Source organism: Pseudonocardia pini (genome assembly GCF_013870575.1).
Taxonomy (GTDB): Bacteria; Actinomycetota; Actinomycetes; order Mycobacteriales; family Pseudonocardiaceae; genus Pseudonocardia; species Pseudonocardia pini.
The window spans coordinates 1-10,663 of record NZ_JACBXB010000104.1; the positions used below are offsets into that span (position 1 = coordinate 1).

Consider the following 10,663-nt stretch of genomic DNA (forward strand, 5'->3'; position numbering starts at 1 on the left):
GACGGCGCTGACCACGCCGGATAGGCTCGTGGCCGTGGCACAGCAGAAGCGGGGGAAGGACGCGACCACGCCTGCCCCCGAGGCGGCGGCGGTCCCCTACTACCGCGCGCTCGTCGGCGCGCTCGGCTGGGGAGTGATCGCCTTCGCCCTCCTCGTGCTGTTCGGCCGCGGCACCGGCGAGGTGGACAGCAACCGCCTGCTGGTCCAGATCGGCTGGATCCTGATCGCCTGCGTGCTGGCCGCCTGGCCCACCTGGTACGCCGCGCGGCACCGGGGCTGGTCGGAGCTGTGGAAGCTGTTCCTGCTGGCCGCACCGGCCTTCTGGGTGCTGCGGGCGGTCACGCTGATCGTGGACACCCTGATCTTCCGCTGATCACTCGCGGCGGCGTGCGCTGATCACCCCGGTGTCGAAGCCCGCGAGGTGCAGGCCGCCCGCGAACCGGGCGTGCTCCACCTTCAGGCACCTGTCCATCACCACGGTCAGGCCCGCGGCCTCCGCCTTGCCCGCCAGGCCCTCGTCCCACAGCCCGAACTGCAGCCACCAGGTCTGCACGCCGTCGAGCGCGAGCAGCTCGTCGAGCACCCCCGACAGGTCCTCCGGCTTGCGGAAGGTGTCCACGAGGTCCGGCACCCCGGGGCACTCCGCCAAGGACGGGTACACGGGCCTGCCCAGGATCTCGGTGGCGTTCGGGTTCACGAACCAGACCTCGTAGGCCGTGCTGGACAGCAGGTAGGTCGCCACGAAGTTCGACACCCGCGCGGGGTTCGGGGACGCACCGACCATCGCGACGGTCCGCGTCCGCCGCAGGATCCGCTGCCGCTCCTGCGGGGACGGGTTCTCCCAGGTCACAGGTTCTCCTTCGACGCCGCGGTCAGGGCCTGGTCGAGATCCCAGACGATGTCGTCCGGGTCCTCGAGCCCCACGCTGATCCGGATCAGGTCCTCGGGCACCCCGGCCTGCTCCAGCTGGGCGGGGGTGAGCTGCTGGTGCGTGGTGGAGCCCGGGTGCAGGACCAGCGTGCGGGCGTCTCCGACGTTGGCCAGATGGCTGCAGAGCTGCACGGACTCGATGAACCGCGCGCCCGCCGCACGCCCGCCCCGCACCCCGAAGGCGAACACCGCGCCGGGCCCCTCCGGCAGGTAGCGCTTCGCGCGCTCGTGGTGCGGGTGGCTCGGCAGCCCCGCGTACCGCACGTACTCGACGCGCGGGTCCGCCTCGAGCCACTCGGCCACGCGTTGTGCGTTGGCGACGTGCGCGGCCATCCGCAGCGGCAGCGTCTCCACGCCCTGGAGCAGCAGGAACGCCGAGTGCGGGGCCAGCGAGGGCCCCACGTCCCGCAGCTGCTCGGCCCGCAGCTTGGTGAGGAACCCGAACTCCTGGAAGTTCCCCCACCAGGTCAACCCGCCGTACGACGGCACGGGCTCGGTCATCGTCGGGAACCGTCCGTTGCCCCAGTCGAACCGGCCGGACTCGACCACCACCCCGCCGAGCGTGGTGCCGTGCCCGCCGAGGAACTTGGTGGCCGAGTGGATCACGATGTCCGCGCCGTGCTCGATCGGTCGGCAGAGGTACGGGGTGGCCAGGGTGGCGTCGACGATCAGCGGGACGCCCGCCGCGTGCGCGACGTCGGCGAGCCCCGCGATATCCGCCACCTCACCCCCCGGGTTGGCCACGACCTCGGTGAACACGAACTTCGTACGGTCGGTGATCGCGGCGGCGTAGTCCGCCGGGTCCGTCCCCGCGACGAACGTGGTGTCCACGCCGAACCGGCGCAACGTCACGTCGAGCTGGGTGATCGTGCCCCCGTACAGCGCCGACGCCGCGACGGCGTGGTCCCCCGCCCCGGCCAGACAGGCGAAGGTCAGGAACTCCGCGGCCTGCCCCGACGCCGTCGCGACCGCGCCGATCCCGCCGTCCAGGCTGGCCAGCCGCTCCTCGAGCACCGCGACCGTCGGGTTGCCGATCCGGCTGTAGATCAGCCCGTACTTCTGCAGCGCGAACAGGCTCGCGGCGTCCTGGGTGTCCTCGAAGACGAAGCTGGTCGACTGGTAGATGGGCACCGCCCGCGCCCCCACCGCGGAGTCCGGGACGGCGCCCGCGTGGACCGCCCGGGTGCGGAAGCCCCAGTCGCGGTCTCGCTTCTCGCTCATGGGCCCACCTTAGGCGCGATCACTCCCGCGGGAGCCGGACCAGGCCCTCCTGCAGCACGCTGGTGACCAAGGTGCCGTCGCGGGTGAAGAACCGGCCCTCGGCCAGGCCCCGGCCGCCCGACGCCGCGGGGCTCCAGCACTCGTAGAGCAGCCACTCGTCCGCCCGGAACGGCTGGTGGAACCACATGGCGTGGTCCAGGCTCGCGAGCTGCACCGACGTCGAGCTCATGTCGTGGCGCCCGACGACCGACCCCAGCAGCGTCAGGTCCGAGATGTAGGTGAGTAGGCAGACGTGGCGCAGCGGGTCGTCGGGGACCGTGCCGTCGGCCTTCATCCACGCCCGGATCGGCTCGTCCGTGGCGACCCGGTCCTCGATCCACACGGGCTCGTCGACCAGCCGGATGTCGAACGAGCGCGGGATGCGCTCCATCCAGCCCGCACCCGCCCCGCTGAGCACCCGTGCGCCGAGGGAGTCCAGCTCCTCGGGCGGGGGCACCGCGCGGCGCGGCGGCACCGAGTGCACCAGCCCCTCCTGGGCGAGCTGGAACGAGGCGGACAGCGCGAAGATCGCCTCGCCGCCCTGGATCGCCAGCACCCGCCGGGTGCTGAACGACCGGCCGTCCCGGATCCGCTCGGCCCGGAACACGATCGGCCTGCGCGGGTCCCCGGCCCGGATGAAGTACGAGTGCAGGGAGTGCACGAACCGGTCCGGCTCGACCGTGCGCCCGGCCGCCACCAGCGCCTGCGCGGCGACCTGCCCGCCGAAGACCCGCACCGGCGAGGTCGCCGGGCTGGTCCCGCGGAACAGGTCGACGTCGAGCTGTTCCAGGTCGAGCAGCCGAATCAGCTCGTCGAGGACGACCTGGCCGCGGGGAATGCCGTCGACGTCCAGTTCAGGGATCACGCCGGGGATCGTGCCCTACGCGTGGTCCTCCTCGCCCAGCCGGTGCACCCGGATGAGGTTCGTGGAGCCGACGGTCGAGGGCGGCGAGCCCGCCACGATCACCACGAGGTCGCCCGGCTGGAACCGGCCGATCGACAGCATGGCGTGGTCGACCTGGCGGACCATGGCGTCCGTGGAGTCCACGGCCTCGACCAGGAACGTCTCGACGCCCCAGGTCATGGACAGCTGGTTGCGCACGTCCGCCGCCGGGGTGAAGGCCAGCAGCGGGAGCCGGGTGTGCAGCCGGGCGAGGCGCCGGACGGTGTCCCCGGACTGGGAGAACGCGACCAGCGCTCGGGCCGAGAGCCGCTCGCCGATGTCTCGGGCCGCGTAGGACAGCACGCCGCGCTTGGTCCGCGGCACGTGGTTCAGCGGCGGCACGTTCGTGGGCCCGGCCTCGACCGCCTCGATGATCGTGGCCATCGTGCGGACCGTCTTGATCGGGTAGCGCCCCACGCCGGTCTCGCCGGAGAGCATCAGCGCGTCCGCCCCGTCGAGCACGGCGTTCGCGACGTCGCTGGCCTCGGCGCGGGTCGGCCGGGAGTTGGTGATCATCGAGTCCAGCATCTGGGTCGCGACGATCACCGGCTTGGCGTTCTCACGAGCGATCTGGATCGCCCGCTTCTGCACCAGCGGGACGTTCTCCAGCGGCAGCTCGACGCCGAGGTCGCCGCGGGCGACCATCACACCGTCGAACGCCAGCACGATGGCCTCGAGGTTGTCGACGGCCTCCGGCTTCTCCAGCTTGGCGACGACCGGCAGCTTGACGCCGATCTTCTCCATGATCCGGTGCACACCGTCGATGTCCGCGGGGCTACGCACGAAGCTCAGCGCGATGATGTCGACGGACAGCTTGAGCGCGAACTCCAGGTCCGCGATGTCCTTCTCGCTCATCGCGGGCACCGAGACGTTCATCCCGGGCAGCGAGATGCCCTTGTTGTTGCTGACCGGGCCACCCTCGGTCACCCGGCACACGACGTCGTTGCCGTCGACCTCGACGACGCGCAGGCCGACCTTGCCGTCGTCGACGAGGAGGCGGTCGCCCGCGCGGGCGTCCTGCGCGAGGCCTTTGTAGGTGGTGGAGACGCGGTCGTGGGCGCCCTCGCAGTCCTCGACCGTGATCCGCACCTCCTCACCGGTCTGCCATTCGGTGGGGCCGTCGGCGAAGGTGCCGAGGCGGATCTTGGGGCCCTGGAGGTCCGCGAGGATGCCCACGGCGCGCTGCTCGGCGTCCGCGGCGTCGCGGACCATCTGGAAGACGCGCTTGTGGTCGTCGCGGGTGCCGTGGCTGAAGTTGAGGCGAGCGACGTCCATCCCGGCCGCGACGAGCTCCCGGATACGGTCCGGTGTGGCGGTGGCCGGACCGATGGTGCAGACGATCTTCGTGCGACGAGTCACGGCGACAAGCCTAGCGCGCTCTCTTTAACGATCAGGTTGGAGGAAGACGAACAGTGGGACGCCTGTGTTTCGGACTCGCGACGCTGGTCAGTCTGGTGGTCCTGTTCCTCCCCTCGTCGGGGGTCCCGTCGGCGCCCGAGGGCGTGGACAAGCTCGTCCACCTCGCCGTCTTCGCCCTCCTGGGGGCCACCGGCCGGTGGGCGCGGATCCCGCCGTTGCCGCTGGTCGTGGGGCTCACGGTGTACGCCGTGGGGTCGGAGGTGCTGCAGGGCGTCCTCCCGATCGACCGGGACTTCGAGATCCTCGACGTCGTCGCGGACTGCCTCGGGGTGTCGCTGGGCGTCCTGCTCCACGCCGCCCTGACCCGCCCACGCCCGACCTGAGACCCGACCTGAGGCCCGACCTGAGGCCCGACCTGAGGCCCGACTTGAGGCCCGACCAAGATCGCACGTTTCGTGCGCTCAGCGCGGCAAGATCGCGGGTTGCGTGCCGTCAGCGCGGTGCCGACGACGCTGAGCGCACGAAACGTGCACCCTCGTCCCGCGGCTCAGCGCCGGGGCTGCTCGCTCGGGCCCACGTGGTCCGCAAGCCACTCCGCGAGCGGGCGGCCCGCCCGCCAGGTCCTCCGCACGCGGTCCCGCGCCCCGGAGCCGTGCAGGATGTCGTCCGGTGGCCAGCGACGCGAGACCATCAGGCCCTTGCGACGCAGCAGGTCCAGCCGCGGGTGCTCGGGGTCGGTGCCCTTCGGGCGGGTCTTCAGCTGCTCCCCGCCGATCGTCAGCCCGGCCTTCTCGGCCTCGGCGAGGAGCGCGACGAGCGCCTCGCCTCGGCGCCCGTCGTCCACGGCGACGCGGAAGCGGGCCAGCTGGTCCGGGGCCATGCCGTAGAAGCCCGCCGCGGCGAGCATGCCCTCCGGGCCGACCTGGACGTAGTAGGGCGGCGCGAAGCCACCGCAGTGGGTCTTGTACGGCGTCTTGTCCTTCGAGAACCGCACGTCGCGGTACGGCCGGAACACCTTCCCCGAGCCGAACTCGGCGGCCAGGTCGGCCAGCAACGCCGTCATCGGCCCCTTGACGTGCTCCTCGTAGACCTCGCGCTGGTCGGTCCAGTAGGCCTTGCTGTTGTCCGCCAGCAGGCCGTCGTAGAACTCGACGGCGCCGTCCCCGAAGCCGGTGAAGGCTCCGCTCACGGGGCGCGGTCCGGGGAGTCGTCGGTCTTCCGCTCGCCGGCGTCGACGGTCTCGCTCGGGTCGCTCTCGTCGCTGGGGTCGGGCTCTCCCGGCGGTTCGACGCCCGCCAGGACGAACGCCTCCGGCGGCACCGTCTCGCGCGGCCCGCGCACGAGCGCCACATAGGCCACCGCGGCCAGGAACAGCACGGCGGACACGACGACGTTGATCCGGATGTCGCCGAACACCCGCGTCGCCGGGTCGGTGCGCATCAGCTCGATGAAGAACCGGCCGAGCGTGTAGCCCGCGACGTACAGCGCGAACACCCGACCGCGGCCCAGCCGGAAGCGCCGGTCCGCCCACACGATCAGCGCGGCGACGGCCAGGTTCCAGAGCAGCTCGTACAGGAACGTGGGGTGCACGATCGCGATCGGGTTCGCCGTGTCCACGGCGACGCCGCCGAGCGGGTCCGAGGCCCCGGTGGCCGGGTCCACCCGCTCGTAGATCTCCAGCCCCCACGGCAGCGTGGTCGGCCCGCCGTAGAGCTCCTGGTTGAAGTAGTTGCCGAGCCGCCCGATGGCCTGGGCGACGATGATCCCGGGCGCCACGGCGTCGGCGAACAGGGGCAGCGGAATCCTCCGCCGACGGCAGCCGATCCACGCGCCGACCGCGCCGAGCGCGATCGCGCCCCAGATCCCGAGGCCGCCCTCCCAGATCTTGAGCGCGTCCACCGGGTCGCCGCCGGGCCCGAAGTAGGTCCGCCAGTCCGTGGCCAGGTGGTAGAGCCGCCCGCCGATGAGGCCGAAGGGCACGGCCCAGACCGCCACGTCGACGACCGTGCCCGCGGGCCCCCCGCGCGCGACGAGGCGCTTCTCCCCCCACCAGATCGCCACGACGATCCCGGCGATGATGAAGAGCGCGTACGCCCGAAGCGGGACCGGCCCGAGGTGCCAGACGCCGCGGTCGGGACTCGGGAGGTAGGCGAGCACGCTGGTGGTCAGCACAGGACCCACCGTAGCGCGGGGCGTCGGGACCCCGGTCGGACGACCCCGGCCCCCTCTCTCCGCGGACCTTTGCCCTGCCCGCTCGTGTGCGGGTGGCCCGCACTCGCACCGGTGCTGCCTGGCCCGCGTGCGGGTAGCCCGCACCTTTGCCCTGCCCGCTCACGTGCGGGCGGCACCCACCTTTGCCCTGCCCGCTCACGTGCGGGCGCCACCCACCTTCGCCCTGCCCGCTCACGTGCGGGCGGCACGCTCCGCAGCCGCATTGCCCGCACCCGCACCGGTGCGGGCAGTGCAAAGGTGCTCGCCTAGGTCGGTGTCCCGCACCGGACGGTCGCGTGGTCCGGTGATCCAGTCGACGTCCGGCAAGGCGCTGCCCGCAGCTCATACCGGGCCCATGCGCCAGGGCGGCAACACCGCCGGAGTGGGCCTGGGCCGTCGAGCGGTGGACCTCGGTGCCGGGACCGGGTCAGGTCGGCGGCAGACCCGCCCGCGCGACTCCCGCGGCCAGGTCCTGCGCCAGCGCGCGGACCCCCTCAGGACCACCCTCGGCCGCCGCGGTCACGAAGGCGGAGCCCACGATGACCGCGTCGGCGAAGCCCGCGATCTCGGCGGCCTGCTCGCCGTTGCGCACCCCGAGCCCGACGCCGATCGGCAGCGAGGTGTGCGGGCGCGTGCGGGCCACGATGTCCCCCGCCGCCGAGTTGACCGAGTCCCGCGCGCCCGTCACGCCCATCACCGAGGTGGCGTAGACGAACCCCGAGCTCGCGGCCGCGGTCGAGGCGATCCGCTGCTCGGTCGACGACGGCGCCACCAGGAAGGTCCGGGAGAGACCGTGCTTCTCGGAGGCGACGAGCCACTCGTCCGCCTCGTCCGGGATCAGGTCCGGGGTGATCATCCCGAGCCCTCCCGCCGCGGCGAGGTCCGCGGCGAACCGCTCCACCCCGTACTTCAGCACCGGGTTGAAGTAGGTCATCACCACGCAGGCGCCCCCGGCCGCCGACACGCGCGAGACGGTCTCGAAGACCGCCTTCAGCCGGAAGCCGTTCGACAGCGCGAGATCGGCGGCGGCCTGGATCGTGGGCCCGTCCATCACCGGGTCCGAGTACGGGACGCCGACCTCGAGCAGATCGCACCCGCCCTCGCTCATCGCGGTCAGCAGCGCGACGCCCTCGTCGACGGTCGGGTAGCCGGCGGGCAGGTACCCCACCAGCGCGCCCCGGCCCTCGGCCCGGCACCTCGCGAACACCTCGTCGACGCCACTCACGCCTGGATCCCCTCGGTCTCGCTGCCGGCGTCCGCGAACGAGCCCGCAGGCTCCCGGACCACGCCCTCCGCGATCGCCGTCCCGTCGGCCGACTCGGCCGACTCGTCCGACCCGATCATCCCGAACCACTTCGCCGCGGTGTCGACGTCCTTGTCCCCGCGCCCGGAGAGGCTGACCAGGATGACCGCGTCGGGCCCCAGCTCCTTGCCCAGCCGCAACGCACCGGCCACGGCGTGCGCGGACTCGATCGCCGGGATGATCCCCTCGGTGCGGCAGAGCAGCGCGAACGCGTCCATTGCCTCGGCGTCGGTGACCGGCTGGTACTCGGCGCGGCCGAGGTCCTTGAGCAGTGAGTGCTCCGGCCCGACGCCCGGGTAGTCCAGCCCCGCGGAGATCGAGTACGACTCGGCGGTCTGCCCGTCCTCGTCCTGCAGCAGGTAGCTCATGGCGCCGTGCAACGCGCCGGGCGAGCCCGCGGACAGGGTGGCCCCGTGCCTGCCGGTCTCGATGCCGTCCCCCCCGGGCTCGAACCCGACGAGCCGGACGCCCGGGTCGTCGAGGAAGGCGTGGAAGATGCCGATCGCGTTCGACCCGCCGCCGACGCAGGCGGCGATCGCCGTCGGGAGGCGGCCGCAGCGCGCGAGCACCTGCTCGCGCGCCTCCAGCCCGATGATCCGGTGGAAGTCCCGGACCAGCTGCGGGAACGGGTGCGGGCCCGCGACCGTGCCAAGCAGGTAGTGCGTGGAGTCGACGTTGGTGACCCAGTCCCGCAGCGCCTCGTTGATCGCGTCCTTCAGCGTGCGCGAGCCGGTCTTGACCGGGATCACGGTGGCGCCGAGCAGCCGCATCCGGGCCACGTTCAGCGCCTGCCGACGGGTGTCGACCTCGCCCATGTACACGACGCACTCGAGGTCCAACAGCGCGCACGCGGTGGCCGTGGCCACGCCGTGCTGGCCCGCTCCGGTCTCGGCGATGACCCGCTTCTTGCCCATCCGCTTGGTGAGCAGCGCCTGGCCCAGCACATTGTTGATCTTGTGGGAGCCGGTGTGGTTCAGGTCCTCGCGCTTGAGCAGGATCCGCGCGCCACCCGCGTGCTGCGAGAGCTTGGGGACGTCCGTGAGCGGCGAGGGCCGCCCGGTGTAGTCCCGGTGCAGGCGGTCCAGCTCGGTGAGGAACTCCGGGTCGTGGCGGGCCTTCTCGTAGGCCGTCTCCAGCTCGTCGAGCGCCGCGACCAGGGCCTCGGGCACCCATCGACCCCCGTAGCGGCCGAAGTGGCCGTGCTCGTCGGGTTCGTGTCCCGAGGGGGTCTCGATGCCCTGCGACGCCTGGACTGTGCTGGAGGAGCTCACCGCACCATTCTGGAGCACGACGGGTGGAAGCCCGCAGCCACCAGGGCCCGCACCGCCGCGCCGGGGTCCCCGCTGGTCACCAGGCCCTCGCCGACGAGCACCGCGTCCGCGCCCCAGCCCGCGTAGGTGAGCAGGTCGCCGGGGCCGCGGACGCCGGACTCGGCGACCCGCAGGACGTCGTTCGGCAGGCCGGGGGCCATCCGCCCGAACACGCCGCGGTCCACCTCGAGGGTGTGCAGGTTCCGTGCGTTGACGCCGATGACCTTCGCCCCGGCCTCCAGCGCGCGGTCCGCCTCCTCCTCGGTGTGCACCTCGACCAGCGCGGTCATCCCGAGGGACTCCACCCGGTCGAGCAGCGACTCGAGGACGTTTTGCTCCAGCGCCGCGACGATCAGCAGCACCAGGTCCGCCCCGTACGCCCGGGCCTCGTGCACCTGGTACGGGGTGACGACGAAGTCCTTGCGCAGCACGCAGACGTCCACGGCGGCGCGGACGGCGGCCAGGTCGTCGAGCGAGCCGCCGAACCGGCGCTGCTCGGTGAGCACGCTGATCACCCGCGCGCCGTTCTGGGCGTACGCCGCGGCCAGGACGGCCGGGTCCGGGATCGTGGCCAGCGCGCCCTTCGACGGGCTGCGCCGCTTGACCTCGGCGATCACGCCGACGCCGGGCTCGTTCAGCGCCGCCATCACGTCCTTGGGCGGCGCGGCCGCCGCGGCGCGCCGCTTGATCTCCGCGAAGTCGACCACGGCCTCCCGGGCCGCGAGGTCCTCCCGGACACCGTCCACGATGGAGTCGAGAACGCTGGGACCAGCGCCTCCCACTCCCGCACTCACCTCATCGTGCTCGCCCACGGGGCGCACTCCCCTTCCGGGTTCGGGCCTACCAGGCGTCGGGGGCATGCTAATCAGCCCTGTTCGGGGTGCCGGCGTCAGGGCCGGAGAAGGCGCCCTCGGTGGTCGGGTCCACGCCGGAGTCCAGCTCGTCCCAGGCCGTCCGCTCGGGGTCGACGGGACGCGCCGCACCGGGGGCGTCGTACTTCGCGCCCATCCGCGGCAGGCGCCGGTCCGCGACCACCAGGAGCACCCCGCCCAGTGCGACGAGGAGCCCACCCAGCACCGCGAGCAGCGGGGCCGCGGTGGTCGTGACGACGGCGCCGGGCACGGCCGCCGCCCCGCCCGCGGCGCTGCCGAGCAGGCCGGGCAGCTCCTCGGCGCTCGGCGGCGACAGCCACCCGACGAGGGCCGTCACGAGCCCGCCGACCCCGGCTGCGGCGACGAGCCCGCCGAGGATCCGGCGGGGGACACCGGAGAGCGCGACCGCCGCCGCCACCCCGGCCACGGCGACCACCTCTCGATCGTCGAGGCCGTCGTCTCGGGAGACGCGCCC

Annotated in this window: 12 protein-coding genes; 2 read left to right on the forward strand and 10 right to left on the reverse strand. The window is 73.0% G+C overall.

The features are described from left to right. On the forward strand, positions 1 to 373 hold a 373-nt coding region (locus tag H5J29_RS09140; protein WP_220187161.1), incomplete at its 5' end, for a hypothetical protein. Here the strand turns inward: H5J29_RS09140 and H5J29_RS09145 are convergent. From H5J29_RS09145 to pyk, 4 genes are read right to left on the reverse strand one after another with little or no spacing between them, the layout of a single operon-like run. Continuing rightward, the gene (locus tag H5J29_RS09145; protein ID WP_181780490.1) at positions 374 to 850 is read right to left on the reverse strand and encodes a CoA-binding protein; all 477 of its coding nucleotides are present in this window, start codon (positions 848 to 850) and stop codon (positions 374 to 376) included. Next, on the reverse strand, positions 847 to 2,151 hold the full coding sequence (locus tag H5J29_RS09150) for an O-acetylhomoserine aminocarboxypropyltransferase/cysteine synthase family protein (protein ID WP_181780491.1): 1,305 nt from the start codon (positions 2,149 to 2,151) through the stop codon (positions 847 to 849). Before H5J29_RS09150 ends, H5J29_RS09145 begins: the two co-directional genes overlap by 4 nt. Before the next feature lie 19 nt (positions 2,152 to 2,170). After that, positions 2,171 to 3,055 carry an acyl-CoA thioesterase gene (locus H5J29_RS09155; RefSeq protein ID WP_312858128.1) on the reverse strand — a complete coding sequence of 295 codons (885 nt, stop codon included), beginning with the start codon at positions 3,053 to 3,055 and terminating at the stop codon, positions 2,171 to 2,173. A 15-nt stretch (positions 3,056 to 3,070) separates the two neighbouring features. After that, positions 3,071 to 4,492: a pyruvate kinase gene (pyk, locus tag H5J29_RS09160; protein WP_181780492.1), complete on the reverse strand. Its 1,422-nt coding sequence runs from the start codon at positions 4,490 to 4,492 to the stop codon at positions 3,071 to 3,073. Between the two features lie 95 nt (positions 4,493 to 4,587). Between pyk and H5J29_RS09165 the strand changes: the two genes are divergently transcribed. Beyond that, positions 4,588 to 4,875, forward strand: coding sequence for a VanZ family protein (locus H5J29_RS09165; protein ID WP_312858129.1), 288 nt, complete (start codon positions 4,588 to 4,590; stop codon positions 4,873 to 4,875). Positions 4,876 to 5,039: 164 nt separating this feature from the next. On the opposite strand, the gene H5J29_RS09170 is transcribed toward H5J29_RS09165, so the two are convergent. From H5J29_RS09170 to H5J29_RS09195, 6 genes are all read right to left on the reverse strand, one after another. Next, complete coding sequence (locus H5J29_RS09170; protein ID WP_181780494.1) at positions 5,040 to 5,681, reverse strand: DUF2461 domain-containing protein; 642 nt, start codon at positions 5,679 to 5,681, stop codon at positions 5,040 to 5,042. Continuing rightward, positions 5,678 to 6,673, reverse strand: coding sequence for a prolipoprotein diacylglyceryl transferase (gene lgt / locus H5J29_RS09175; RefSeq protein ID WP_181780495.1), 996 nt, complete (start codon positions 6,671 to 6,673; stop codon positions 5,678 to 5,680). Before lgt ends, H5J29_RS09170 begins: the two co-directional genes overlap by 4 nt. A 457-nt stretch (positions 6,674 to 7,130) precedes the next feature. Continuing rightward, complete coding sequence (gene trpA, locus H5J29_RS09180) at positions 7,131 to 7,928, reverse strand: tryptophan synthase subunit alpha (protein ID WP_181780496.1); 798 nt, start codon at positions 7,926 to 7,928, stop codon at positions 7,131 to 7,133. Beyond that, positions 7,925 to 9,277 (reverse strand): tryptophan synthase subunit beta, encoded by a 1,353-nt coding sequence (gene trpB / locus H5J29_RS09185; RefSeq protein ID WP_181780497.1) that lies wholly within the window; start codon positions 9,275 to 9,277, stop codon positions 7,925 to 7,927. The genes trpA and trpB overlap by 4 nt, the downstream gene beginning before the upstream one ends. After that, positions 9,274 to 10,176, reverse strand: a complete 903-nt coding sequence (gene trpC / locus H5J29_RS09190) for an indole-3-glycerol phosphate synthase TrpC (RefSeq protein ID WP_181780498.1) — start codon at positions 10,174 to 10,176, stop codon at positions 9,274 to 9,276. Before trpC ends, trpB begins: the two co-directional genes overlap by 4 nt. Position 10,177: 1 nt before the next feature. Beyond that, on the reverse strand, positions 10,178 to 10,663 hold a 486-nt coding region (locus tag H5J29_RS09195; RefSeq protein ID WP_181780499.1), incomplete at its 5' end, for a Trp biosynthesis-associated membrane protein.